Source organism: Actinomadura sp. NPDC023710 (assembly GCF_040639875.1).
Classification (GTDB): domain Bacteria; phylum Actinomycetota; class Actinomycetes; order Streptosporangiales; family Streptosporangiaceae; genus Spirillospora; species Spirillospora citrea.
Genome location: NZ_JBFAGB010000025.1, coordinates 47607 through 73643, shown reverse-complemented (window position 1 = coordinate 73643; position 26037 = coordinate 47607). Strand labels below are relative to the sequence as shown.

Below are 26037 nucleotides of genomic sequence, written 5' to 3'. Positions count from 1 at the left end.
GGGACGCGCCCCGTCGTCGGTCAACAGCGGCCGCCGTTCAGCAGCGGCCGATCCAGGAGCACTCCACCTGCGGGGCGTTCCCGGAGACGCGGAACGTCCGGACCGCGGAGGGGTCTCCCCCGGCCAGCCGGATCGCGACCCTGTCCTCGATGTCCTTGGGCGCCGCGCCCTGGTAGCCGTTCAGCACGACCGAGAAGACGAGCCGCCGCCCGGACGGGTCGGTGACGTAGCCCGACAGGGCGGAGGCGCCGGTCAGCGTCCCGGTCTTGGCGTGCACGTTGCCCGCGGCCGGGGTGCTCACCATGCGCGATCGCAGGGTGCCGCCGTCGAGGCGGTCGGGGTCACCGGCGACCGGCAGCGCCCGGTACCAGGTGCCGAACCACGGCGCGTCCTGCGCCTTCCTCAGGAGGGTGCCGACGTCCTGCGCGGTCGTGCGGTTCTTGCGCGACAGCCCGGATCCGTCGGCCATCTCCAGCCGTGCGGCGGGGACGCCCTGGCCGCGGGCGTACCGCTCGACCACGGGCAGCCCCGCCGTCCAGCTCCCCTTGCCCGCCTTCTCCCGGCCGATCGCCTTGACCAGGGTCTCGGCGACCATGTTGTTGCTGAGCTTGAGGAACGGCACCATCAGCCGCGACAGCGGCATCGAGGAGCGGGCGGCGAGCGCGGCCGCGCGCTTCGGGGTCCTGCCGCGCTCGGTGGCGCCCTTCACCTGGACGCCGTGCGCCCTGAGCGCGCTCCGGAAGACGTCCGCCGCGTACAGGCTCGGGTTCTCGACCGTGCGCAGGGTCGTGTAGGGCGCCGCGCCCGCCGGGTGGGAACCGCTGACCACGATGGTGTCGGTGCCGTTGGCCCGGTTCACCGCCAGCGTGGACGGCGTCCCAGGACGTCCCGTGACCGCCCTGTTGTCGATCTTGACGGTGCCGGTGGCCGGGGCGAGACCGACCGCGACCGGTGCGCCCTCGGCGCCGCCCGGCTTCACCGACACCTCGACCGAGCCCGCGTCGAAGTCGTCGTTCGGCGCGACGGTCAGCGCGGACGTCTGCGCGGCGTAGTAGTACTGCAGGTCCGTCGGATCCCAGTGCGAGGGCGTGCGAACGGCGTCGAACCAGGTGTCGTCCGCGACGAGGTCGCCCTCGACGCGCCGGATGCCGCGCGCCGCCACCCGGGCGGCGAGCCGGTCGTAGTCGGCCGCCCGCGTCGTCGGGTCGCCGGTGCCCTTGAGGTAGAGGTCGCCCTTGACGGACGATCCGGACACGGCCCGGGCGTACACGCCGGTGCGGAACCGGTACCCCGGCCCCAGCAGCGACAGTGCCGCACCCGAGGTGTAGAGCTTCATGTTCGAGGCGGGCATCACCGGCGCCGTCGCGCCGCGCGAGTAGCGGACGGCGCCCGTCCGGGCATCGCGCACCACGGCGCCCACGGTGGCGCCCTTGAGACGGCCGTCGGCGAGGATGGCGTCGAGGTCCGTGCCCAGATCTCCCTTGGCGGAGTCTCCCTTGGCGGCGGCCGTGGCCGCGGGGTGCATGGCGGGAGCGGCGAGCAGGGACGTCCCGGCGACCAGGACGGACGTGATTCGCACCAGTGGTCCATGCATGGGGTGTGAGCGTAGGGCAACGGCCCTGCGGCGGCAGGGGAACGACACGGCCGGCATCAGTCCCCCGCGTAGACCAGAGTGAGCTCGCTGGAGAAGTACTCGGGCAGGCCGTTCCACGGGTTCTTCGCTACCGGCCGCTCACCACATCGCGTCGAGCAGTTCCGCGACCGCGCCGGCGTCCGGCGGCCGGGGGTTGGGATAAGGGTCGGCGGCCACCCGCCCGGCCATCTCGGGGAGCCGTTCGCGGGGGACGCCCAGGGCGGACAGGCGGGTCGGGCCCCGGTGCGCCCGTGCCAGCGCGGCGACGACCGCGACCGGGTCCGGCCCGGCCACCCGGGCGAGCCGGGCCGAGGCGGCGGGCGCCGACGGCAGGTTGAACGCCATGACGTGCGCCAGCAGCATCGTGTGCAGCTCGGCGTGCGGGAGGCCGAACGCGCCGCCGAGGACGTGGGCGAGCTGGTGGTGCAGCCCCATCCGGGTCTGCGCCAGGCAGATCCCGGCCAGCCACGCGGCCGACTGGAGACGTGCGCGTCCCTCCGGTCCGGTCAGGTCGTCCAGCACCTCGGGCAGCGCGCCCAGGATGCCGCCCGCGGCCTCGGTCGCCAACGCGTCCGTGACCATCGTGGCGTCCGGCGCCCACAGGGCCTCGACGGCATGGGCGAGCGCGTTCATCGCGCTGGTCCGGGTCAGGCCGGACGGCATGCCCAGGGTGAGGCGGGGGTCGTAGACGACCGTGCCGGGCGCCAGCGTCGGGGCGCGGCGCGTGGTCTTCACGCCGTCCTCGGTCTCTCCCAGCACGGGCGTCATCTCCGAGCCCGCATAGGTGGTCGGCACCGCGACCTGCGGCATGCCCGTGCGTGCCGACACCGCCTTGGCCAGGCCGATCGCGGAGCCGCCTCCGACCGCGACCACGCAGTCCGCGCCCGCGGCCGCCTCCATGGCGCGCACCGTCACGGCGACCGGGGTGTGCGGGGACGGACGGTCGAAACGCGCCGCGAGCCGGGCCCCGAGCGCCCCGGCGATCCGGTCGGCGGGCCCGGCGGCGGACGGCGCCGCGACCAGCAGCACCCTCCCCGCCCCGATCCGCGCGACCTCGTCCGCGACGAGCTCGCTCGCACCCGGCCCGATCAGGACGCGGGACGGCGGCGTCTCGTGGACGACGACCTCGTCCGCAGTGCTCATGAAGTCCGGCCCGACAAAAGGATCATGCTAACTCTCCTGTACGGCGCTGGGCGCTCCTCGACGGCGCAACCTCTCTCCTATCCAGCGCCGCCGGTCTCTCACGCGACACACGTCGTCCCGTGATGCCGCCCTGACCAGGCGACACGCCCCGGCGCGGGCGCCCGCTCAGCCCGCGCGCCCGGCGATGCGGCGGAGCAACGCGACGAGCTGGTCCCGCTCGTCGCCGTCGAGACGGCCGAAGAGCCGCTCGCCCACGTCGCCGCCGGCGCGCCGCCCGCCCTCCAGCGCCCTCGTCCCGTCCGGGGTCAGGCTGATCGCGTGGGCCCGGCGGTCCTGCGGGGCGCGCTCGCGCCGGACCAGGCCGCCGCCCTCCAGCTCGTCGACGATGCGCACCATCGTGGACTTGTCGATGCCGGTGAGGTCGATGAGGCGCCGCTGGCTGGACGGCCCGTACATCTCCAGGGCGAGCAGCATGCCGAACCCGCGCACGTCGATGCCGAGGGGTCGCAGTTCGTCGTTCATGCTCGCCCGGCTCCGGTTGTGCGCGGAGGCCAGGAGCATGCCGAGCCCCACGTGCCGGACGGCGGGGTCGCCGTCCTCGGACAGGAGGCGTTCGAGCAGGTCGTCGAGCATGGGACCAGTTTAGGGGCTTCTGATATAGTCTCAGATGAGACTTTCTCATAAGAGAAAGCATGGTGGGCGGCGCATCGAACGAGTGAGGGAGACGCCCATGCCCGAGACGACCCGCCGACGCGCCCTGCAGGTGACCGGCCTGGCGATGGCCGCGGCCGCCGTTCCGGCAGGCGAGGCGGCCGCCGCCACCCCCGGGCGGTCGCGCGGCAGGATCGACACCCACCACCACGCCGTCCCGCCCCGGATGCGGCGGTGGGCGGTCGAGCAGGGCCTCCTCCCGCCGACCGGCGGGCCGTCCTGGGCCCAGTGGACGCTGCCGGACACCCTGCGGACGATGGACACCAACGGCATCGCCGCCGGGGTGGCCTCCGCGCCGGTGCCCGCCGAGGTGTTCCTGGACCGGAAGGTCGCCGCCTCAGGCGTCCAGGTGTGCAACGAGTCGCTGGCCGAACTGGCGCGCGAGCACCCCACGAGGTTCGGCTTCTTCGCCAACGTGGCGATGCTCCACCCGGACCTGGCCGTGCGGCAGCTCGCCCACGCCCTCGACGACCTGGGCGCGGACGGGGTGCTCCTCAACACCTCCGCCGGCGGGCACTACCTCGGGGAACCGATGTTCGACCCGCTGTGGGCCGAGCTCGACCGGCGCCGCGCGGTCGTGTTCACCCACCCGGTCGCCCCCAAGGGCCTGGCCGAGGCGCCGGGCGTCGGGGACTGGCTCGCCGACTACCTGCTCGACACCACCCGCACCGCGCTCAACCTGATCGCCGCCGGGACCCTCGACCGGTACCCGGGAGTGTCGGTCATCCTGTCCCACGGCGGCGGGTTCCTTCCGTACATGGCGGGCCGCGCCGAGCGCTCGGCCCGGGAGGACGGCGGTCCGCTCCCGGCGAGGATGCGCCCGGCGCTCCGCCGGTTCCACTACGACACGGCCCTGCCGGTGTCCCCGTACGCCACACCGTCCCTGATCGCCGCGGCCGGCGCCGACCGCGTCCTGTTCGGAACCGACTGGCCCGCGAACTCCGCCCGCGAGGTCGCGCTCAACACCCGGGACCTCGACCGCGACCCGGTGCTGGACGACCGCGCCCACCACGCCGTCGACCGGGGGAACGCCCTCCGCCTGCTCCCCCGGCTGGCCGAACGCCTTACCTGATGCGGACGGGAAGGGTGCGGGGGCCGCGGACCTGGCCGGCGGCCCAGGTGACCGCCGCCGGGTCGGCCAGGCTGAAGGACGGGACGCGTTCCAGCCAGACCTCGAGGGCCACGCGCAGTTCCATGCGGGCCAGGTGCGAGCCGACGCAGCGGTGGATGCCGAGGCCGAAGGCGGCGTGCCGGTTCACCTCGCGGTCGATGGCGATCTCGTCCGCCCGGTCGAACTGCTCCGGGTCGCGGTTGGCGGCGGGGAACGACAGCAGGATCCAGTCGTCGGCCTTCATCTCGACGCCGCGCCAGGTCATGTCCTCCCGCACCAGCCTCGCCATCGTGACGGGCGCGAAGGCGCGCAGGAACTCCTCCATCGCGGTCGGCACCAGCGACGGGTCCGCGACGAGGCGCTCGCGGTCCGCGGGCGTCTTCGCCAGGTGCCACAGCGAGGCGCCGATCGCGCTCCAGGTGGTGTCGATCCCCGCGATGAGCAGCAGTGCCATCGTCCCCGAAACGTGGGACCGTTCGAGCTTGCGCCCGTACAGCTCGGCTTCGACGAGGTAGGTGGTGAGGTCGTCGCGCGGGTCGGCGACGTGGTCGCGGATCTGCTCCAGCAGGTAGTCGAACAGCTTGTCCATGCGCGCGATGCGCTCGTCCGGCGGGAGGTTGACCCCTTCGAGGGTGTTCTCGACGAACTCGCGGAACCGGGGCCCGTCCTCGGACGGGAAGCCGAGCATGTCGGCGATGACCCGGATCGGGATGTGCTGCGCGTACTCGTGGGCGGCGTCCACGATGTCGCGGCCCTCGAAGGAGTCGATGAGCTCGTGGCAGTACGCCCTGGTCGCGGGCTCCAGCCGCGCCACCGCGGACTTCGTGAACGCCGGGAGCAGCAGCTTGCGCGCGTCGTGGTGGAACGGCGGGTCGGAGGAGATCGGCGGCGTGACCCCGACCGGCGCCACCTCCCGCGGCGGCCGGAAGTTGCTCATGACGACCGAGCGGGAGGTGAAGCGCTCGGTGTCGTAGGCGATCGCCGCGACGTCCTCGTAGCGGGTCGGCAGCCAGCCGCCGCCGAACCGCTCGGTCCGCGCGACCGGGCAGCGCCGCCGCAGGTCGTCCTGGATCGGATACGGGTCGCTGGCCCATTCCGGTTCCAGGTGGGAGAAGTCGGTCGCCCAGTCGGAGACCGGGCCCGTGACGACCTCGTTGCGCGTGCCGAGCGGGCGGCTCTCCCGCTCCTCCTTGAAGCTCTTGCCGAAGCGGTCGTCCGCGGTCATCTCACGCCTCCCCGAGAACGTCGATCGCTCGCTCGGGACAGTTCGCGCCCGCCAGGCGGGCCTCGTGCTCCCCGCCCTCGGGGACGGCGCCGTCCCCGAGGACCGTGCCGTAGCCCTCGTCGTCCTCGCCGAACAGGCCGGGGGCCAGGTCGTAGCACCGGCCGTGCCCCTGGCAGCGTTTCGTATCGATCTGCACCTTCACTGTGTTCCTCCCGTGTAGGGCGGCGGCGGGGCGGGGCGGCGCGAGCGCGGCCACGATCCGCGCGAGCAGCGCGGCCCACTCCTCGTCCCCGACGGCGTGCATGTCCGGCGGGATGAGCGCGCTCCCCATCCCGAGCAGCAGGCAGAGGTGGGCGAGCGCGTTCGGCGACAGCGCCGGGTCCATCTCCTCGCCCGTCTGGGCGATGCGCATGAGCCCGGCGAGCCAGTCGCCGCGCTCGCCGACGTAGTCGCGCATGGGACGGGCGACCTCCTCGTCCCGGCGGGCCGCGACGAGGGCCTCCACGACGAGGTGGGCGCGGGCGTCGCGGCGCTTCGGCAGCCATCGCCCGGTGGCGAGCAGCAGCTCGACGACCGGGCGGTCGGGGTCGGCGTCGAACAGGTCGGCCAGCAGCCGCCGCCCGTGCGCGCGGAGCGCGGCCACCAGCAGCTCGGCCTTGGAGTCGAAGTGCGCGTACAGGGCGCCGTTGCTGACGCCGGCGGCCCGCGCGATGTCGGCGACGCGCGTCCCGTCGTAGCCGCGCCGCGCGAACTCGTCGGCCGCGGCGCTCAGCAGCCGTTCCCGCGTCTCCGCACGAGTGACGCCCGCAATACGCCCCATAACGGAATTAAACGAGCGTTCATTTGACGGGTCAAGGGGCCGGCGCGACTCGCTCTCTGGCTGGCCGGCGGACACTGCGCCCTCATCGCACGGACGCAGCGTCCGTAGGCGTCACCGCACGGCGGAGGAGTAGGACTCCGCCTTCTCCCTCCTGCCGACGGTGAAGAATCCGATCAGCGCGGCGAGCGCGGCGACGGCCTCCCCGGCGAAGCTGATCGTCTTGTCGGCGTACCACTGCGGGTCGTACATCCGGGGGATCGGGCCGAGCTGCCCGAAGTCGACGAAGTAGTACAGCAGCACGGCCCCGGCCGCGCTCGCCGCGACGACGAACGCGATCGCGTACGTCCACCTCCGGGCCCAGAAGAGCACCAGCAGGGCCGCGACGGCCGCCGCGATGGCCTGGCCGCGGAACAGGTCGTCTCCCGGGATGACATCGCTCGGAGTGTTGGGCCCGGGGGCCATGTCGGGCGCGAAGCGCCAGTGCACGACGGCGTCGGCCGCGAGTCCCGCGGCCACGAGTACACGAAGAAGGATGCCCATACCCATGACACGGTGATACCCGGCCGGCGGATCAACCTGGCAGAACATTTCGCCCTGGCCGGGCCCGGCCGCGTCGAGCCGTCCGCCCGGCCCGTCACTCGGGGAGGGTGCCGGCGCGGCGGGCCCTGACCCGCCGCCAGCTCCAGTAGAGGAGCCCGAAGAGGATGAAGCCGGACAGGATGAGCCCCGAGCCCGTGCTCCATCCGCTGAGCGGAAGCTCCTCCACGAGCCCCCAGGCCACACCCGCGCCGATCAGCGCGAGCCCGGTGAGCACGGAGCCCGTGAGGCGCCACCACGACGTCACGCTCTCCTCGGCCGCCTGGATCGCCCGCTCCCGGACGGGCTCGACGTAGCGGTTCACGGCCGGGAACTCCCGGGAGAGGATGAGCAGGCCGGCCAGCACGAGCAGCAGCCCCGGGCCGGGCAGCACGAGCAGCGCGACACCGGCCACCAGCACCGTGCCGCCGGCGATGATCACCACCCCCTGCCGGGTGGACCTCCCGTATCCCATGCCTCTCCCGTCCTCCCGCCCCGCCGGGGGCCCGTCCCCCGGCCCCTGCCCCGGCCATCGCTTCAGGTAACGGCCGCCGCCTCGGTAACGGGCGTGTACCCGTCCCTGAGGATCTTGCGCGCGGGACGCCCGGCGAAATCCGCGGCGCCCGCCCGTGACGCCGCGGCAGCGCGCTGTGACTCCGAGGGTTCTGGACCGTTTCGTTAGGTATGCTCCACGAGCCCCTCCCAGGATCAGAGATCTTTCATGACACAGACACCCGAGGCGTCCGTCGTGGCGGTTCCCGACTCCGCCGAGGCGCCGGTTCCCGACTCCGCCCCGGCGGCGGCACCCCCCGCCGAGCGCACGCAGGACAAGCCGCGGACGCAGGGCGGCGCGGCTCCCCGAGGACGCGACCCGCACCTGGACAACGCCAAGTTCCTGGCGATCCTGCTCGTCGCCGGCGGGCACGGGCTGTCGGGACTGCGGGACGTCCCGCTGGCCGCGGCGCTCTGGAACTTCATCTACCTGTTCCACATGCCGCTGTTCGTCATGGTCAGCGGCTACCTGTCCAAGCGGTTCACCCTCACCGACGACAAGGCCGTGCGGCTGGTCGGCTCGACCGTCGCGCCGTACCTGATCTTCCAGTGCGCCTACAGCCTGTTCGCCTGGGGCGTCGACGGGCGGGCGTTCCAGTTCGACGCGCTGGACCCCTACTACCTGACCTGGTTCCTGCTGGCGCTGTTCGTCTGGCGGCTGCTCACCCCGGTGTGGCGGCGGCTCAGGTTCCCGCTGGCGACGGCCGTGCTCGTCGCCCTCCTCTGCTACATGTCCGACATCGGGAGCACGCTCGACCTGTACCGGATCCTCGGGCTGGCGCCGTTCTACGTCCTCGGGCTGACGCTGTCGCCGGAGGTGATCCAGATCGTCCGGCGGCCGTGGGCGCGGATCACGGGCGCCGCGCTCCTGGCGGCCGCGCTCGCGGGCGCGTACCTCACCCGGGACCACATGAACGCGCGCTGGCTGAACTGGGACACGGCCAACGGCGACCTCGGCGTGGACGAGCTCACCGGAACCGTGATGCGCGCCGGGCTGATGCTCACCGGGACCGTGCTCATCCTGGCCTTCCTCGCGGTCACCCCGTCCCGCCGCACGTGGTACAGCGACCTCGGCGCCGCCACCATCTACGGCTACCTGCTGCACGGTTTCCTGACGCGGCTGTTCACGTTCGAGGGCTGGCAGAAGCTCGCCTGGTTCGACACGGTTCCCGGCGTCCTGTCGGTCGTGCTCGCCTGCTTCGTCATCGTCACGGTGCTGAGCACCTCCCCGGTGCGCCGCGTGACCCGCTGGGCCGTCGAGCCCGACATGAGGCCGCTCTTCGGCCGGTGACGACCGGACGCCCGGGACCGCAACGATCATGGTCCGGGGCGCCGCAGGCCCCTTCACGCAAGGGTTACAGGAATCTGGAACGTTGGTGAATTCGCCTCAAAGTTCCACAGACCGGGTACAGTTAGGCGGCAGTTCCCCCCTGTGCGGATCACCAGCCCTGCGAAAGCCGTGCCGCCCGCACCCCCAGATCCCACGGGTGACTGCATCACGTTCGGTTTTCGGCCGCCGTTCCGGCTGCCATGAAGAATAAGGACGGTCGCATTGGTCATGGCGCCGCAGGGTGAGCATCGCGTCGTAGCCGTCATCCTTGCGGGTGGCAGCGGACAGCGGATGGGTCTCAGCACTCCCAAGCAGCTCCTCAAGATCGCCGGGAAGACGATCCTCGAACACACGCTGGGCGTGTTCGAGGAGGCCCCCGACGTCGACGAGATCATCGTCCTGATGAACCCCGGGTTCATCCAGGACGCCGCGGACTGCGTGCGGAAGGCCGGCTGCACCAAGGTCAAGGCCGTGCTCCCCGGCGGGACGTCCCGGAACGCCACCACGCAGCTCGCCCTCGACGCCCTCGCCGACCACCCGGCCGAGACGACCAGCGTGCTGTTCCACGACGCGGTGCGCCCGCTGCTCTCGCAGCGCATCATCCGCGACTGCGTGGCCGCGCTGCGCGAGCACCGGGCGGTGGACGTCGCGATCCCGTCCGCCGACACGATCATCCAGGTCGACCAGGACGTCATCGTGGACGTCCCGCGCCGGGCGAACCTGCGCCGCGGGCAGACCCCGCAGGGCTTCCGGCTCGCCACCATCCGCGACGCCTACGAGAAGGCGTGGCGGGACGAGAACTTCGAGGCGACCGACGACTGCACGGTGGTGCTGCGCTACCTGCCCGGCACTCCGATCTACGTCGTCCCCGGCGACGAGCACAACATGAAGGTCACCGAGCCGGTCGACATGTTCGTCGCGGACAAGCTGTTCCAGCTCGCCTCCTCCGACGCCCCCGACCTGACCGAGGACGAGTACGCCGAGGCCCTCGGCGGCAAGACGATGGTCGTGTTCGGCGCCAGCCAGGGCATCGGCGCCTCCATCGCGGAGCTGGCCCAGCGGTTCGGCGCCCGCGTCTTCGGCTACAGCCGCGGCGCCACCCGCACCCACGTCGAGCGGCCCGACGACGTCGCCGGCGCGCTCGCGCAGGCCTACTCGGCGACCGGCCGCGTCGACTTCGTCGTCAACACGGCGGGCATCCTGCGGATCGGCCGGCTCGACGCCATCGACCCCGAGGCGATCGAGGAGGCGCTGCGCGTCAACTACCTCGCGCCGATCCACATCGCGCGGGCGTCGTACCCCTACCTCGCCAAGACCGGCGGGCAGCTGCTGCTCTACACCTCCAGCTCCTACACCCGCGGGCGCGCCGACTACAGCCTGTATTCCTCCGCCAAGGCCGCCACGGTGAACCTCACCCAGGCGCTGGCCGACGAGTGGTCCGGCGACAAGGTGCGGATCAACTGCATCAACCCCGAGCGGACCAGCACCCCCATGCGGACCGCGGCGTTCGGCCAGGAGCCCCCGCACACCCTGCTGAGCGCCGACCAGGTGGCCCGCACCTCCCTCAATGTCCTGCTCTCCAGCCTCACCGGGCAGGTCATCGACGTGCGTCGTGAAGACCCCCTCCTCGGCGGCCGTTCCGGCTGACACCCCACCCCCGCACGCGCCCGCTCGGCCCGGCGGGCGCAGGTCCCCCCTTCCCCTCTCCCCAAATGCGCCATCCCTCAGGCGCTGACAAGACGGAGGTGTGCCGTGCGGCGTCTCGTCTCCCGGTACTCAACTCTCATGCGGTACTCATCGGTGCTGGCGCTGCCCGTCACGCTCGGGCTGCTGATCGGGGCCGCCGCGGCCGGGTCGCCCTGGGCGTTCCTCGGCGCCGCCGTGCTCTGCTACACGGCCGAGTTCGCCCTCGGGCGAACGCTGCCGGACGCGGCCAGGCCGCTGCGCTGGGGCCAGATGAACCCGGGCGCGCGGGTGCTGGTCCGGCAGGCGGCCCTCGTGCTGCTGCTCGTCCAGTCGGGCGACGCCGGCAGGCCGACCGTCGTCCTGGCGGCCATCGGCCTCCTGCTGGTCGACTGGATCCGCGCCGCGACCCTCGCCGGCGCGGTCGCCTCGCGGCGCGTCAACCGGCTCCCCTTCGTCACCCGCAACCTCGGGCAGGGCGAGCCGGCCTCCCCCGTCCCCGGCGCCGCCTGGCAGGCCCGGCTGACGCTCCTGCTGGAGAGCCAGGCCGACCTCCTGCCGCTGCTGTTCGGAACCGCCGGGCTCCTGCTCGGCCTCCCGGCCCTGGTGGTCGCCGGACTCCTCGGCACCGCGGCGGCCGCCATCGCCGTCGCGGCCGCGCAGGCGCCGCGGCTGCGCCGGATGCGCGCCCTCCTCGACGCCGAACGGTCGGGCCGCGACGTGCAGCGCCGCGTGGACCACTACAAGCCCGAGATCGTCCTGTACTTCACCGGCCCGCCCACCACCGTCTACCAGGCCAACATGTGGCTGGAGACGCTGGAGCGGCTGGACCGCAAGGCGATGGTCCTCGTCCGCTCCCCCGAGGTCGTCGGCGCGCTCGCGCCCACCCGGCTCCCCGTCGTGTGCATCACGCGGGCCGAGGACATGATGAACTTCGACCTCGGGACCGTGAAGGTCGCGCTCTACCCGGGCAACACCGGCAAGAACCTCCACCTGCTCCGCGAGGAGCACATCAAGCACGTGTTCGTCGGGCACGGCGACAGCGACAAGGGCCCGAGCTCCAACCCCGTCAGCAAGGTCTTCGACGAGGTGTGGGTGGCCGGCCCGGCGGGCCGCGACCGCTACCACAACTCCGACGCCGGGGTGCGCGACGAGGCCATCGTCGAGGTGGGCCGCCCGCAACTCGGCGAGATCACCACCGAGCCGTCCGGCGGGCCCGTCCCCACCGTCCTGTACGCGCCCACCTGGGAGGGCTGGGACAGCGAGCACGGCTACAGCTCCCTGCTCGGCATGGGCGAGCGGATCGTCCGGACGCTGCTGGAGCAGGGGCCGCGGCTGCGCGTCATCTACCGGCCGCACCCCTACACCGGCCGGCGCCTGGCGGAGGCCGCCGCCGTGCACGCCCGGCTCATCCGGATGATCGAGCAGGCGAACCGGAGCGGCGCGGGCGGCCACCAGGTGGTGACCGGCGCGGACGCCTCCCTCTACGAGTGCTTCAACCGCTCGGACATGCTGATCACCGACATCAGCAGCGTGATCTCCGACTACATCCCGAGCCTGAAGCCGTACGTGGTCGCCAACCCCGACGGTATGGACGAGAACCTCTTCAAGACCGAGTTCCCGTCCGCGTCGGCGGCCTACCTGCTGAGCCCCGGCTGCGGCGAACTGACCGACATCCTCGCCGTCGCGGCGACGCCCGGCCAGGACCCGCTGGCCGCGGAGCGGCGCACGCTCCGCGACTACCTGCTGGGCCCCGAGCAGCCGGACGCCATGACGCGGTTCGCCGCCGCCGTCGACGCGCTCGCGCAGGCCGGCCCCAGGTCGACGATGTACGAAATCCCCCGGCGAGCGGTCACCGCGGCCACCGAGCACGCCTAGAGTGGCCTTCACAGTCACCTCCCGAGCGTAGAGGGGCCATGAGGCAACCCCTGGTCAGCGTTATCGTCCCGGTCTACCAGTGCCGGGACACGGTGGGCGGGGCACTGGAGTCGGTCTTCGCCCAGTCCCTGCCCGCCGAGCAGGTCGAGGTCATCGCCGTCGACGACGGCTCGACCGACGGCGGCGGCGAACTGCTGGACGAACTCGCCCGCACCCACGACCGGCTGACGGTCCTCCACCAGCCGAACTCCGGTGGCGCGGGCGCGCCGCGCAACCGGGGCCTGGAGCTGGCGTCCGGGACGTTCGTGTTCTTCCTGGACGCCGACGACCGCCTGGCCCCGGAGGCGCTGGAGCGCATGACGGCGATGGCCGAGCGCAACGGCACCGACGTCGTGCTCGGCAAGCAGGTGGGAACCGGCGGCCGCAAGTCGCCCAAGGTGTTCGCCCGCTCCATCGAGCGCACCCACGTGCTCGACCCCGACTGCGACCTGTTCGGGCGCATGTCGATGGCCGCGCTCCAGCTCTTCCGCCGGTCCCTGGTCGAGGGCGCGGGGCTCCGCTTCACCGAGGGCCTGGTGGCCCACGAGGACCAGCTCTTCACCGCCGGCGCGTACCTGAACGCCGGCGGCGTCTCCGTCCTGGCCGACTACGACTGCTACTACTGGGCCGCCCGCGAGGACGGCTCCAGCGCGACGCAGGGAGCGGGCGCCCCGCCCGCCGACCTGTACGCGATCATCGCCCAGGCGATGCGGCAGGTCGCCGACCACACCGAGCCGGGCGAGACCCGGGACCGGCTGAACCGGCGCTACCTGCGGCTGGAGGTCTTCGGCCGCCTCGACCGCCTCTACCTGGACTCCTCGCCCGACGACCAGAAGATCACCCTCGCGGGCTGCCGCGAACTGCTGGAGGAGTGGTACACCCCCGCCCAGCAGGAGCTGGCCCTCCCCCTCCACCGGGTGATCGCGCACTGCGTCCTGCACGATCTCGACGACGAGCTGGTGGAGGTCCTGCGGTTCCGCCGCAGCGGGACGCGGCCCCGCCTCCACCTGGAGGACGGGCGCGCCTACGTGAAGTACCCGTTCTTCCGCGACCCCGCCGTCCGCATTCCCGACGCGTGCTTCGCGAGCCCCAAGCCGCTGGCCGTCCGGCCGACCCTGGCGCGGCTGGCCTGGGATGACGGCGCCCTGATGGTCGGCGGCACGGTGCTCGTCCAGGACGTGGACGAGGAGAGCCCGGCCGTCCGCCTGCTGCTGACGGACGGCGACGGCGCCCGCCGCCCGGTGGAGTGCGAGACCGTCCCGGCCGCGCCCGTGGACGACGGCGTCGAGGTGTCCTTCACCGCCGCTCTCGGCCCGCGGGCGGCACCCCTCCGGAACGGCGGCTGGACGGTCCAGATCGAGGTCTCGCTCAGCGGGCACGTGCGGACGCTGCCGCTGGTCAAGCCGCGCGATCTGCCCCTCCCCCGGGCGGCCCTGGCGGGTGCCCGCCTCCTGCGCCCGAGGCAGGAGCGCGACGGCGGGCCCCTCGCGCTGGAGATCGGCGGCGCCCTCACCTCCGCCGACTTCCGTGACGTCGAGGTCGGCTGGGGGCCGGGGCGGCGGGTCCGGGTGCAGGCCGACGCGCCGCCCGTCCTCGGCGACGGCCCCGCGATGAGCGTCGTGCTGCACCACGCCGACGACGGGACGACGATCCGCGCGGTGCTGGAGGCCACGCCGGACGACCCGTCCCGCCTGCGCGCCGACCTCTCCCTCGCGGGCGCGCGTCCCGGCCGCTGGCGGGCCCGCTTCGCGGTCGACGGCGTGGGCGATCCCGTCCCGGTGCGCCTGCCGGCCGAGGGCGGCGGCGTCCTCGGGCCGGTGACCGCGTCGCTGGTGCCCCCGCGCCGCGTGCACGTCAAGATGGACCGCAGGACGGCGACCGTGCACGTCACCGCGCCGCTGGCGTCGCTGGCGAGGCGCACCTGGCGGCGGCTGCTCCCCGGCGGGGGCACGAAGCCGCGGTCGTGACCCGCATCCACCCGCTGAACCTTCGCATGGAAGGCACCGAATGAGTCACCGCATCCTGCCGAGCGCCCAGGTCGACCCCGGCGCGGAACTCGGCGACGGCACCACCGTGTGGGACCTCGCGCAGATCCGCGAGGGCGCCCGGCTCGGCACGGGCTGCATCGTGGGACGCGGCGCCTACGTCGGCACGGGCGTGCGGATCGGCGACAACGTCAAGCTGCAGAACCACGCGCTCGTCTACGAGCCCGCCGTGCTGGAGGACGGCGTGTTCGTCGGTCCCGCCGTCGTGCTCACCAACGACCGGGAGCCCCGCTCGGTGGACCCGGACGGCAGGCTGAAGCGCGGTGACGACTGGGAGGCGGTCGGCGTCCACGTCGCCGAGGGCGCCTCGCTCGGCGCCCGCAGCGTGTGCGTCGCGCCGGTCCGCGTCGGCCGCTGGGCGATGGTCGCCGCGGGCGCGGTGGTGACCCGCGACGTCCCCGACTTCGCGCTGGTCGCGGGCGTCCCCGCCCGCCGGATCGGCTGGGTCGGCAGGGCCGGCGCCCGGCTCACCGAGCGTTCCGACGGGACGTGGGAGTGCCCGCGGACCGGTGAGATCTACGTCGAGGCGCCCGCCGGCGACGGCTCGGAGACGACCGTCCTGACCGAGAAGGGCTGAAGCCGGAGCAGGCGGCGGGCCCGGTCAGGGCTTGGCGTCGAGGCTGCGCACCTGCCGCGTCGTCACGACGAGGTCGGGGTGCAGGCGGGCCAGCCGGCGGCCGAGCGGCACCGACGTCCGGTCCATGACGACGACGCGGACGAGCCCGCCCGTGTCGATCTCGCGCAGGACGCGCCGCCGCGCGATGCGGGCCAGCAGGTGCGGCCGGACGTGCCGGTAGAACGGCACGAAGAGCCGCCGGTGCACGGCGCGGGAGACGCGGCTCCGGAGGCGGTCCAGGCGGGCGCCGAGAGGGCCCGCCCGCGCCACCGGCCGGACGGCGATCCGCGGCGCCCTGATCACGACCGTGTGCTCCAGCCAGGGCAGCGGGTGCCGGGCCTCCGCCTTGTCGAGCCGGTGCAGGCGCACCCGCTCGTCCAGGTTCGCCCACCCGTCCGGCTCGGCGGTCACCACGTCGACCCGCGCGCCCTCCTCCGCGAAGTACCCGGCCAGCCCGATGACCCTCTTGTGCTGGCGCTTGGGCGGCACGTTCGGGACGGGGTCCATGGTCAGCCTCGGGTCCATCGCCAGGACCAGCACCTTCGGGGGTCGCGCGCCGTGCACGTCGCCGTCTCCCAACATGATCACCCGCCCACGCCGCGCCGGCGGGCGGCCAGCTCGGTGAGCCGTCCCACGAGCGGCTCCAGCGTCACGTTCCGTTCGAAGCGGTCCGCGTAGGCGCGGGCCTCCGCCACCTGCCTCTCGTCCAGGCCGGCCGCCGCCTTCGCCGCCGCCACCATCGAGGCGGCGATGTCGGCCGGGGCGAGCCCGCCCGGGTTGAACCACAGCGGGTACCCGCGCAGCAGCTCCTCGGCCGCCGACCCGGGCGTGTGGACCGACACGATGGGACGTCCCGCCGCCATGTACTCGAAGATCTTCCCGGAGGTGACGTAGCGTCCGCCGCCGTTGAGGAAGACCAGCACGTCGGAGTCCTGGTAGACGTCGGCGAGCGCCGTCTTGGACACCGGCCCGCGGTGGTGGACCCCGGGGGCGAGCACGTGCTCGTCGTCCTCCCCGCCGTGGGCGAGCTCCGCCTGCTCGGCCACCGCCGCCCCGCCCCCGACCTCCTGGGCGCTGACGGCCGCGGCGGCCGCTTCTGCCGCGGCGGCGAAACGCTTGCGGAGCTTGTCGTCGGTGCCCTGGAAGAACCCGAAGTAGCCGTAGAAGTCCAGGGTGGCGGCCCGCATGTCCGAATGCGCGCGCGCACGGGAGAACCCCTCGATCAGCTCCTCGATGGGCTGCTTGTCGGTGACCGTGCCGACGAAGGAGAAGCGGGGCGCGTGCCCGTCCGTCGTCGCGCGGGCGGCCGGGGGCGGCGCGGCGCTCTGCGGGAGCGTGTCGGCGTCCCACCCGTTCAGGACGGTCATCATGCGGTCCGCCGCGCGCGGGTAGCGCTCGGCGTGCCAGGCGCGCTGGGCGTCGTTGACGTACAGCGAGTTCGCCGCGGACCGCAGCACCCGGCGCTCCCAGCGCCAGGCGGGATGCCCGTCCTCGAACATCGGCTCCTCGCTGAACTGGTCGAGGGTCCAGGAGTCGCGGTAGTCGATGACGTAGGGGGTGCGGGTCAGCTTGTGGAACAGCCAGGCCGCGGCGAACGACGAGTACGGGTTCCCCGTCGCGAGGACCACGTCGAACCTGCGCCGCGCGTGCATCCGCAGCGCGCGCCGGACCGAGTCGCGAGCCCAGGACGCGTAGTGCTCCGGGAAGACGTGCTTCTGCCCCCACGTGTACAGCGACTGGGCCAGCTGGGGGAACGTCCCCCGGAACCGGCTGTACTCGCGAAGGTCCGTCTGCCAGACGAACCGGTTCAGGTCCGGCCGCACCAGCGTGATCCGCGGGTCGACGGTCTTCGTCAGCCGGTCGTCGACCGAGCCGATCGTGTCGTACAGGAACGGGAGCGGCGCCGCGAAGACCGTGACGTCCCAGCCCAGCTCCGTCAGCCGGTTGGCGGTCGCCCGTGGCCGGTACACGCCGCTCGCACGGGACGGCGGGAAGTAGAAGGCCAGGTAGAGAAGGCGTGGGCGGCGTTCGGTCATGGCGTCATCCTCTGGCGTTGCCTGCCGGGGACCTTTCATGAGCGACGGAGTAGGAGAGCGTCGCTCCGGCGCCCGCGATCGTGTCCGCGAGCTCGGCGACGGTCACCAGCGACTGCGGGTCCGCGATGACGACGAGGTCGATGGAGCGGGCGTGCAGCAGGTCTCGCTCGACCGTCCGGCGGCGCACCGCACCGGCGTCGCGCCGGTAGCGACGGGCCAGCCGCCGGTCGATGGGCCGGGCGACGCGCCTGCGGTACGCGGAGTCGATCCGCTTCCCGAGCCCGCGCAGCGGCCCGGGAAAGCACACGCGCAGCAGCAGCCCCGGGATCCGGTACAGCGGGATCCGCACCGCGTCGGGGCGGTAGCGCCGTTCGAGCGCGGACAGCTCGACGGCGTCGACACCGTCCGGGAGCGGGTCCTTCGCCCACGTCGAGGACTTGCGCACCAGCACGGCTGCGCTGCCCCCGTCCGCGACGACCTGCGCCGCCTCCCGGACGACCGCGGGCCGGCGGGAGGCGCCGAGCGCCACGAACAGCACGTTCACGCTTCTTCTCCCCCGTTCGCGGCACCGTCGTTCGCGGCACGCGCGGCCGCGCCCTCCGGGAACCAGTGCCGGTGGTGCGCTTCGGCCACCGTGCGGTACCCGAAGCGCCCGTCCAGGATCTCGCGGGCCTTCGCCAGGTCGAGGCCGTCCGGGAAGCGGTCGCGCAGGCGGCGGTACCCGGCGACGATCGAGCTCGCGTTCTCCTCGACGTCGATCATTTCCCCTGCGGCGGCTTCTATGCCGGCCAGTGTGCGTTCGGGGCCGCCGCAGCGGGTGACCAGTACCGGCAGGCCCGCCGCCACCGCCTCGATGATCGTGACACCGAAGGTCTCCCACCGGGCGGGGTGGACGAGCAGGTCGTGCTCGCGCATGAGCCGCGCGGCCTCGTCGGGGGCGACGGCGCCGAGGAACGACACCGCGTGCTCGACGCCCAGTTCGGCGGCCCGCTCCTGGAGCCGCCGGGCGAGCACGCCCGGCCCGGCCATCGTCAGCGTCAGTCCCGGGTCGTCGGCGAGGCACTCGGCGAACGCCTCCAGCAGCCAGCCGACGCCCTTGCGCTCGACCAGCGTGCCGACGTACAGCCAGCGCCGCAGCTCGGTGACGGGACGCTCGCGCGGCTCCCCGAACGCGATCGGGTTGGAGATCATCTCGATCTTGTGGGCGAGCGCCGGGAACGCCTCGGCGAGGGTGTCCCGCAGCACGTCGGTGACCACGAGGAAACCGGTACAGCGCTCCAGGACCCGCTCGTACATCTCCCGGGAGTCGGGCTGCTCCAGGACCTTGTCCAGGAAGGACGCGTGCTCGGTGACGAACACCCGCGCGTCCGGGCGGGCGTTCTCCAGCGCCGTCCAGCCGCCGCGCAGCCCCACGTGGGCGTGGACGACGGGCGCCGGGATCGGCTCGCCGCCCAGCGCCTCGCGCAGCCACCGGGCGTGCTGCACGGCGAGTTCGGCGAAGGTGTAGTCCGGCACCGTCGGCACCGGGACGCGCACCAGCCGGGAGCCCGCGACGTCGGGCGCGGGGTGCAGCGCGACCGGCAGGAGGCGGCGATGCGCCGCGCGCGCCGCCTCGACCTCCTCCGCGGGCCGCCTCATCAGCCACGCCTCGGTGTGGTAGACGGTGACGTCGCCGCAGCCCGGGGCCGTCGCCTCGACCATCGACCGGACGAAGGACCCGGCCCACTCCTGCATCGGGTTCGGATACCAGGGCGTGACGACGGCCACGCCCGCGCCGACTCTCCCGTCCGCCGCCACGTCAGTCCTGCGCGCCGATGAGCTGGTCGTCCGGACCCGCCGGGGGCGCGCCCGGGGCGCGCCTCGCGGCGGACGGCAGCAGCTTGGCGTAGACGCCGTCCAGGATCTCGGCCTGCGCCTCCCACGTCCACTCGTGGAGCAGGTCGGGCCGGTCGTCGTACACGGCGCGGTACCGCCCCGGGTCGCCGAGGACCGCCTCGACCGCCCGCACGTAGTCGTCGAGGTCCTCGGCGTGGAAGACCTCGCCCTGCCCGGTGGCCTTCGCCATGTCGCCCATCGCCTCCACGTCGCTCACGACGATCGGCAGCCGGGCGTGCGAGTACTCGAAGAACTTCGTGATCAGCGCGATCTCGTGGTTGGGCCAGTGGTGGATCGGGATCACGCCGATGTCCGCCGCCGCCAGGAACGGGACGACCTGGTCGAACGGCACGTACGGCACCGTGTGGACGCGGTCGGCGACGCCGAGTTCGGCGGCGCGGGCGACCAGGCCGCGGACATACTCGGACCCCGCCGAGGAGACGACCAGGGCGACGTGGAGCCGGGGCAGCCGCGGCAGCGCCTCGATCATGATGTCGAGGCCGCGCTGCGGGGCGGCGGCGCCGCTGTAGACGGCGATCGGGGTGTCCGGGCCGACGCCGCACATCTCCCGCATGTCGGGGACCGGATCGGACGTGCTCGGCTCGCCCCCGGTGATCGGGGCGTTGAGCACGACGGTCGGCCTGCCGCGCAGGCCGTGGCGCTCGATCAGCCGGTCGGCGAGCGCCTCCGAGACGGTCACCACCGCGTCCGCGTCGCCCGCGTACTCGCGCTCGTACGCGCACATGGCGGGATGCCAGCGCGGGTCGGAGCCCCAGGGGCGGATGCCCGGCAGGAACTCGTGCGCGTCCCACACGAGCTTCACCGTCCGGCCCTTCGCGCGGGCCCGCCGCACCGAGCGCGCCGCGACGCCGAGCATGCGGAAGTCGTTGGCGTGGACGATGTCGGGTTCGAGCTTGTCGATGACCTTGCCGTAGGCGCTGTCCCAGTCCCACAGGTTGCGTTGCAGGACGCGCCACGCGCGGTCGCCGAGGACCTTCATCCAGAAGTTGATCGCGAGCCGCTCCATCGGCGCGCGCGGGTTGCCGCGGGCCGCGGCGAGCGACTCGGTCTGCCGCACCCGCAGCGCGACCCACCGCGACTGGAGCTTCGCCGTGACCCGCCGGGCCAGCAGCCACACCTTGCGCGCGGGGCCGCGGGACTTGCGGTCGAGGCGCGCCGCGGCGAGGTCGGCGCGCCGGGACTGCACGAGCCGCCGCCGGTAGTCCGCCACCTTCGGGTGCCCGTACGCGAGCGGGCGGCGCAGCATGGCGCGCAGGACGCCGTGCCGGTCGCGCAGGAGCACGTGCTGCACCGGCAGGAGGCGCACGCGGGCGCCGCCGAGGTCCCACGAGCGGCGCCTCTTGCCCCTCGCGCTGCCGAGCAGGTGCACCTCCCAGCCCGCCTCGGCCATCGACTTCGCGGCCTTCTGCACCCGGGAGTCGCGCACGACATCGTTGTCGACGAGCATGACGACGCGGCCGCGCGACGGCGCACCGGGAACCGTCCCGTCTTCGATTTGCATTCGATTCTCCAGTTGCGGTCGGCCGGGGCGCTTGCGCGGACCGGCCCGAGCGGTCAGCGAGGCGTCTACGAACCGGTCCGAGCGTCCGGGGCGCCGATGACGACGCGGTGTACTCCGGGCCAGCGGGCGGCGTCGGTGACGCGGCGGCCGTCGACCAGCGCCTTGACGCCCGGCAGGTCGTCCGCGCCGAGTTCGCGGTAGGCGGCGTGGTCGGCCTGCACGATCGCGGCCGTGACCGACTCGCCGCGGTGGGGCGGCAGGCCCAGGGCCTCCAGCTCCTCGGCGGTGTACAACGGGTCGGACACGTACGGGACGGCGCCGCGCCCCCGCAGCGCCTCCACCGTGGGGAAGACGCCGGAGAACGCCGTCTCCTTGACGCCGCCCCGGTACGCCGCGCCCAGCACGAGGACGCCGGCGCCGGTCAGATCGCCGTAGGCGTCGGCGAGGAGGCCGACGGCGTACTCGGGCATGCCCGTGTTGGCCTCGCGGGCGGCACGGACGACGGTCGCGTCCGGGTCGTTCCACAGGTACATCCGCGGATACACCGGGATGCAGTGGCCGCCGACGGCGATGCCCGGCTGGTGGATGTGGCTGTACGGCTGGGTGTTGCAGGCCTCGATGACCTTCATGACGTCCACGCCCGCCGCGTCGGCGTAGCGGGCGAACTGGTTGGCGAGGCCGATGTTGACGTCGCGGTAGGTCGTCTCGGCGAGCTTGGCGAGCTCCGCGGCCTCCGCGGAGCCGAGGTCCCAGACGCCGTTCGGGCGGTCGAGGTCCGGCCGCTCGTCGAAGTCGAGGACCTGCTCGTAGAACTCGACGCCGTGCCGGGCGGACGCCTCGTCGACGCCGCCGACGAGCTTGGGGTAGCGGCGCAGGTCGGCGAACACCCGTCCGGTCAGCACGCGCTCCGGGCTGAACACCAGGTGGAAGCCGGCGCCCGCGGTGAGGCCGGAGCCCTCCGCCAGCATCGGGGCCCAGCGGTCCCGGGTGGTGCCGACGGGCAGCGTCGTCTCGTAGCTGACGAGCGTGCCGGGTCGCAGGCCCTGCGCGATGGAGCGTGTCGCGGCGTCCATCCAGCCGAAGTCCGGGACGCCCGCCCCGTCCACGAACAGGGGGACGACCACGACGACCGCCTCGGACTCGGCGACCGCCGCCGCCGTGTCGGTCGTCGCCGTGAGCAGCCCGGCCCGCACCGCCTCGCCGAGGTGGACGTCCAGCTCCGCCTCGCCGGGGAACGGCTCGCGCCCCGCGTTGACCTCGGCCACGACGCGTTCGTCCACGTCGGCGCCGATCACCCGGTGGCCCTTGCGGGCGAACTGCACCGCGAGCGGGAGACCGATCTTGCCGAGCGCGACCACGCAGATCCGCATGTGCTACCTACCTCCAAGGGACGTCACGCGCCGGACCCGCTGGGCGACGGCCTGGGCCGGACGTACCGGACGTGTCTCGATCATCGTGCCGTGCCGGTCGTCGCCGGCCACCGCCAGCCGGTAGGGCCTGGCCCGGTGCCAGAAGAGCTCGCCGCGCGGGCCGGGCACCACGGACGCCCCCACCGGCACGGTGATGTCGTGCGTCTCCCCGGCCGCCCGGACGATGAGCCGCAGCGCGTGCCGGTGCTTGCCGGACGCCGCCGTGAGCGCCGCCGGGATCCGGGCGGTGACGTGCAGGCCGTCCTCGCGCGCCTCGCGGGTGGTGTGCTCGTCGAGGTCGAGGGTCTCGCCGCCGCCGCGGGGGGCGAGCGCGAGCCGGACGGTCGCGGGGTCGCCGGCCTCGGGACCGGTGAGCGGGGTCCGGACGGTGATCTCCACGGTGTCGCGGTCGGGCCGCACGGCGACCGTCCGGGCCTCCTGGGACAGCCGCTTGCGCATCCCCTTGGTGATCTCGAACAGGTCGTCCGCCAGCTCCGGGCGGGGGTCCTCGAAGCCCTGGTAGGCGAGGTGGGTACGGCCGTCCTTGAGCGCGATCAGGTAGGAGCGCTCGGCGACCCCGTCCCGGATCGCCTCGCACAGCAGGTCGACCTCGCCGAGCTGCGCCAGCCGGAGCCGCGCGCGGCGGACGATGGGCAGCGTGAAGAGGACCTCGTCGGTCACGTACCGCTCGACGAGCGTTCCGATGCGGGCGCAGACGTCCTCCTGCGTCGCGCGGTCGAGTTCGAGGAACCCCTCCCGCGTCGGCATCGTCAGCTCCCAGCGGGTGTGCCGCCTGAGGATCGCGTCCCGCTTCGGGCCGGGTTCGATCAGGTCGGCGACGACGCCGAAGAGGCTCTCCGCGCATTCGAGCCGGGTGTGGACGTCGACGGCGCCCTGCGTGATGTTGCCGCCGTCGTCGCGCAGCACCGCGTAGTAGCAGGTGTAGTCGGCGAGGACGGAGATCCGCCGGGCGCGCACGCACGCCTCCAGGGTGAACGGCTGGTCGCTGCCGATCCGCATGTGCTCGTGGAACCGCAGCTTGTGCCGCTCCACCAGCTCGCGGCGGAACAGCTTGCAGTTCGACAGCACCCACGGCAGTACCGAGTCGTACAGGTCGATCTCGGGGCGGTTCTCGGCGAACAGCTCGGGACGCCGGACGGCCCGCCCGTTGACGCCCTCCATCTTCCCGACGAGGACGTCGGAGCCCCATTCGTCGGCCGCCGTGACCATGCGCTCCAGCGCCTCGGGGCCGAGGTGGTCGTCGGCGCCGACGAAGTACACGTAGCGTCCGGTCGCGACGTCCAGCGCCCGGTTGCTGGGGGCCGCCGGGCCGCCGGAGTTCGCCTGGCGCAGGACGGTGATGACGTCGGGGTGCTCCGCGGCGAACCGGTCCAGCTCGGCGCCGCTGCCGTCGGTGGAGCCGTCGTCGACCGCGACGACCTCCATGCGGTCCGGGCCGATGCTCTGCCCGACCAGCGAGTTCAGGCAGTCGGTCAGGTACGGCATCGTGTTGTAGACCGCGACCACGACGGTGACGTCGGGGACTCCGGCATCTCGGTCAGACGCCATCCAGCACCTCCGCGAGCTGTAGTGTGACGGTCTCGCCGAGGCGGGCGGACTTCAGGACGGCGGCCGACACCTCGACCGTCCGCAGGCCCTGCCGCAGGGTGACGACGTCGCCCGGGGCCGACCCGCCGGGCCCGGCGAGGACCGCGTCGCGGAAGCGCTCGTGCTCGACCAGCAGCGGCTCGCGCTTGGGGATCGCGTACCGGATCATGTCGCCCTCGGAGACGCCGCGGAACGCGCGCAGCGCCTCCCACTCGGTGTTCATCTCGCCGTTGGCGTAGAAGGTGAGGTCGGCGGTGAGCGTGTCGGCGATGAAGCAGCCGCGCTCGCCGGTGACCACGGTGGTGCGCTCCTTGAGCGGGCTCAGCCAGTTCACCAGGTGGTTGACCATGGAGCCGTCGGTCAGGCGCCCGACGGCGGCGACCATGTCCTCGTGCGGACGGCCGCTGCGCGCCACGGTGTGCGCGGAGATCGACACGTAGTCCTGGCCGGTGACCCACCCGGTCAGGTCGATGTCGTGGGTCGCGAGGTCCTTGACGACGCCGACGTCGGCGATCCGGTGCGGGAACGGGCCCTGGCGGCGCGTGACGACCTGGAACACCTCGCCCAGCTCGCCCGCCTCCAGGCGGGACCGCATGCTCTGCAGCGCCGGGTTGTAGCGCTCGATGTGGCCGACCCCGGCCACGAGCCCGCGCGACTCGAACGCCGTCACCAGCCGTTCGGCGGCCTCCACCGACTCGGCGAGCGGCTTCTCGATCAGCGCGCCCACGCCGCCCTCGGCGAGCGCGAGCCCGATCTCCTCGTGCAGCGCCGTCGGGCACGCGACCACCGCGTAGTCGATGCGGGCCTCCAGCAGCTGCTGGAGGGACGGCACCAGCGGCACCCCGTGCGGGGTTCCCTCGGGCCGCCCGGCCGGGTCGACGATCCCGACGAGGTCGACGCCGTCCAGCCCGGACAGCACCCGGGCGTGGTTGCGCCCCATCACGCCGAGCCCGATCAGGCCCACCCGCAGCGGCGCGGTCACGACGCCGCCCCGGCGGCGTTGACCGCGTCGGCCACGCGCGCCAGCTCGTCGTCGGCGAGGGACGGGTGCACCGGCAGCGACAGCACCTCGGCCGCCGCGCGCTCGGTCTCGGGCAGGTCCCAGCGCGGGTCGGGGGCGCCGTCCTTCAGGAACGGCCTGAGCCGGTGGACGGGCGTCGGGTAGTAGACGGCGCTGCCGACCTTCCGCTCCTCAAGGCGTCCCTGGAAGGCGTCCCGGTCGCCGGCGACGCGGACGGTGTACTGGTGGTAGACGTGCCGCACGCCGGGCGCGACCGGCGGCACCGCGGCGCCGGTGATCTTGGCGTCCAGGAACCGGGCGTTGGCGATGCGGCGCTCGGTCCAGCCGGGCAGCCGCCCCAGCTGCACGCGGCCGATGGCCGCGGCGACGTCGGTGAGCCGCACGTTGGCGCCGACGATCTCGTTGGCGTAGCGCTGCTCCATGCCCTGGTTGCGCAGCAGCCGCAGCGTCCGGGCGGTCTCCGCGTCGGCGGTGGTGATCATGCCGCCTTCGAGGGCGTGCATGTTCTTGGTCGGGTAGAAGCTGAAGCAGCCGATCGTGCCGAGGGCGCCCACCGGGGTGCCGCCGTGGGCGGCGCCGTGCGCCTGGCAGGCGTCCTCGACGACGGCGAGGCCGTGCCGCTCCGCGATGGCGCCGACGCGGTCCATCGCCGCCGGGTGCCCGTACAGGTGCACCGGCATGATGGCGGCGGTGCGGGGGCCGACCGCCGCGGCGACGGCGTCCGGGTCGACGCAGAACGAGCCGGCCTCGATGTCGACGAAGACCGGCTCGGCGCCGACGAGGCGGACGACGTTGGCCGTGGCCGCGAACGTGAACGAGGGGACGATCACCTCGTCGCCGGGGCCGACGCCGAGGGCCATCAGGCTCAGGTGCAGGGCCGAGGTCCCGGAGTTGACCGCGACGCAGTGGCGGCCCGCCACCAGCGCGGAGAACTCCTCCTCGAACGCGGCGACCTCGGGGCCCTGCACGACCCGCCCGCTGCGGAGCACGCGGACGGCCGCCTCGATCTCCGCCTCCCCGATCACGGGACTCGCCGCGGGGACGGGCCTTTCCGATTCCACGGGCATGCACGGGCTCCTTAGGGCGAGACGACGAGCAAGGGCTTCCTCGCGGGGAACAGATCGCGACAAAGATGCGCACTCTCGGCGGAAGCCTCGTCTGACGGACGGATTCTAGCCAAGTCAGACCGTGGCGAGGACGTTTG

22 protein-coding genes are annotated in these 26037 nt (G+C 73.5%); 6 read left to right on the top strand and 16 right to left on the bottom strand.

Features of this window, described 5'->3' with window-relative positions:
* Positions 1–37 precede the first annotated feature (37 nt).
* The 3 genes from dacB to AB0H37_RS27075 all read right to left on the bottom strand — a co-directional run bounded on the left by dacB (position 38) and on the right by AB0H37_RS27075 (position 3409).
* Positions 38–1579, bottom strand: a complete 1542-nt coding sequence (gene dacB, locus AB0H37_RS27085) for a D-alanyl-D-alanine carboxypeptidase/D-alanyl-D-alanine-endopeptidase (protein ID WP_360616082.1) — start codon at positions 1577–1579, stop codon at positions 38–40.
* Positions 1580–1732: 153 nt separating this feature from the next.
* On the bottom strand, positions 1733–2776 hold the full coding sequence (locus AB0H37_RS27080) for a maleylacetate reductase (RefSeq protein WP_360616080.1): 1044 nt from the start codon (positions 2774–2776) through the stop codon (positions 1733–1735).
* 165 nt (positions 2777–2941) lie between these two features.
* A complete protein-coding gene (locus AB0H37_RS27075) occupies positions 2942–3409 on the bottom strand; it encodes a MarR family winged helix-turn-helix transcriptional regulator (RefSeq protein ID WP_360616078.1) in 468 nt (155 codons plus the stop codon).
* A 97-nt stretch (positions 3410–3506) separates the two neighbouring features.
* Between AB0H37_RS27075 and AB0H37_RS27070 the strand changes: the two genes are divergently transcribed.
* Positions 3507–4559, top strand: coding sequence for an amidohydrolase family protein (locus tag AB0H37_RS27070; RefSeq protein ID WP_360616076.1), 1053 nt, complete (start codon positions 3507–3509; stop codon positions 4557–4559).
* On the opposite strand, the gene AB0H37_RS27065 is transcribed toward AB0H37_RS27070, so the two are convergent.
* The 4 genes from AB0H37_RS27065 to AB0H37_RS27050 all read right to left on the bottom strand — a co-directional run bounded on the left by AB0H37_RS27065 (position 4552) and on the right by AB0H37_RS27050 (position 7694).
* Positions 4552–5823: a cytochrome P450 gene (locus AB0H37_RS27065; RefSeq protein WP_360616074.1), complete on the bottom strand. Its 1272-nt coding sequence runs from the start codon at positions 5821–5823 to the stop codon at positions 4552–4554. The two genes, AB0H37_RS27070 and AB0H37_RS27065, sit on opposite strands and share 8 nt — an antisense overlap.
* A 1-nt stretch (position 5824) precedes the next feature.
* Positions 5825–6643, bottom strand: coding sequence for a TetR family transcriptional regulator (locus AB0H37_RS27060; protein ID WP_229810234.1), 819 nt, complete (start codon positions 6641–6643; stop codon positions 5825–5827).
* A gap of 111 nt (positions 6644–6754) precedes the next feature.
* On the bottom strand, positions 6755–7189 hold the full coding sequence (locus tag AB0H37_RS27055; RefSeq protein ID WP_360616072.1) for a hypothetical protein: 435 nt from the start codon (positions 7187–7189) through the stop codon (positions 6755–6757).
* Between the two features lie 88 nt (positions 7190–7277).
* On the bottom strand, positions 7278–7694 hold the full coding sequence (locus tag AB0H37_RS27050; RefSeq protein ID WP_179832106.1) for a PGPGW domain-containing protein: 417 nt from the start codon (positions 7692–7694) through the stop codon (positions 7278–7280).
* Positions 7695–7940: 246 nt separating this feature from the next.
* Here AB0H37_RS27050 and AB0H37_RS27045 point away from each other — a divergent pair, with 246 nt between their 5' ends.
* From AB0H37_RS27045 to AB0H37_RS27025, 5 genes are all read left to right on the top strand, one after another.
* Complete coding sequence (locus tag AB0H37_RS27045; RefSeq protein ID WP_360616070.1) at positions 7941–9062, top strand: acyltransferase family protein; 1122 nt, start codon at positions 7941–7943, stop codon at positions 9060–9062.
* 267 nt (positions 9063–9329) lie between these two features.
* On the top strand, positions 9330–10748 hold the full coding sequence (locus AB0H37_RS27040) for a bifunctional cytidylyltransferase/SDR family oxidoreductase (protein WP_179832104.1): 1419 nt from the start codon (positions 9330–9332) through the stop codon (positions 10746–10748).
* A gap of 138 nt (positions 10749–10886) precedes the next feature.
* The gene (locus tag AB0H37_RS27035; protein ID WP_329096107.1) at positions 10887–12662 is read left to right on the top strand and encodes a CDP-glycerol glycerophosphotransferase family protein; all 1776 of its coding nucleotides are present in this window, start codon (positions 10887–10889) and stop codon (positions 12660–12662) included.
* A gap of 38 nt (positions 12663–12700) precedes the next feature.
* A complete protein-coding gene (locus AB0H37_RS27030) occupies positions 12701–14668 on the top strand; it encodes a glycosyltransferase (RefSeq protein WP_360616067.1) in 1968 nt (655 codons plus the stop codon).
* A 40-nt stretch (positions 14669–14708) separates the two neighbouring features.
* Entirely contained in the window at positions 14709–15323 is a 615-nt protein-coding gene (locus AB0H37_RS27025) for an acyltransferase (RefSeq protein ID WP_329096111.1), read from the top strand.
* 24 nt (positions 15324–15347) lie between these two features.
* Here the strand turns inward: AB0H37_RS27025 and AB0H37_RS27020 are convergent, their stop codons facing one another.
* From AB0H37_RS27020 to AB0H37_RS26980, 9 genes are all read right to left on the bottom strand, one after another.
* Entirely contained in the window at positions 15348–15950 is a 603-nt protein-coding gene (locus AB0H37_RS27020) for a hypothetical protein (protein WP_329096113.1), read from the bottom strand.
* A complete protein-coding gene (locus AB0H37_RS27015) occupies positions 15947–17398 on the bottom strand; it encodes a glycosyltransferase (protein ID WP_329096115.1) in 1452 nt (483 codons plus the stop codon). The genes AB0H37_RS27020 and AB0H37_RS27015 overlap by 4 nt, the downstream gene beginning before the upstream one ends.
* A gap of 4 nt (positions 17399–17402) precedes the next feature.
* On the bottom strand, positions 17403–17942 hold the full coding sequence (locus tag AB0H37_RS27010; RefSeq protein WP_179832098.1) for a hypothetical protein: 540 nt from the start codon (positions 17940–17942) through the stop codon (positions 17403–17405).
* Positions 17939–19195 carry a glycosyltransferase gene (locus AB0H37_RS27005; RefSeq protein ID WP_360616064.1) on the bottom strand — a complete coding sequence of 419 codons (1257 nt, stop codon included), beginning with the start codon at positions 19193–19195 and terminating at the stop codon, positions 17939–17941. The genes AB0H37_RS27010 and AB0H37_RS27005 overlap by 4 nt, the downstream gene beginning before the upstream one ends.
* Position 19196: 1 nt before the next feature.
* Complete coding sequence (locus AB0H37_RS27000; protein ID WP_360616062.1) at positions 19197–20795, bottom strand: glycosyltransferase family 4 protein; 1599 nt, start codon at positions 20793–20795, stop codon at positions 19197–19199.
* A 65-nt stretch (positions 20796–20860) separates the two neighbouring features.
* Complete coding sequence (locus AB0H37_RS26995; RefSeq protein WP_360616060.1) at positions 20861–22165, bottom strand: nucleotide sugar dehydrogenase; 1305 nt, start codon at positions 22163–22165, stop codon at positions 20861–20863.
* A 3-nt stretch (positions 22166–22168) separates the two neighbouring features.
* Entirely contained in the window at positions 22169–23773 is a 1605-nt protein-coding gene (locus tag AB0H37_RS26990; protein WP_360616058.1) for a glycosyltransferase family 2 protein, read from the bottom strand.
* The gene (locus AB0H37_RS26985; RefSeq protein ID WP_360616056.1) at positions 23763–24794 is read right to left on the bottom strand and encodes a Gfo/Idh/MocA family oxidoreductase; all 1032 of its coding nucleotides are present in this window, start codon (positions 24792–24794) and stop codon (positions 23763–23765) included. Before AB0H37_RS26985 ends, AB0H37_RS26990 begins: the two co-directional genes overlap by 11 nt.
* The gene (locus AB0H37_RS26980; RefSeq protein ID WP_329096130.1) at positions 24791–25900 is read right to left on the bottom strand and encodes a DegT/DnrJ/EryC1/StrS family aminotransferase; all 1110 of its coding nucleotides are present in this window, start codon (positions 25898–25900) and stop codon (positions 24791–24793) included. Before AB0H37_RS26980 ends, AB0H37_RS26985 begins: the two co-directional genes overlap by 4 nt.
* Positions 25901–26037 lie beyond the last annotated feature (137 nt).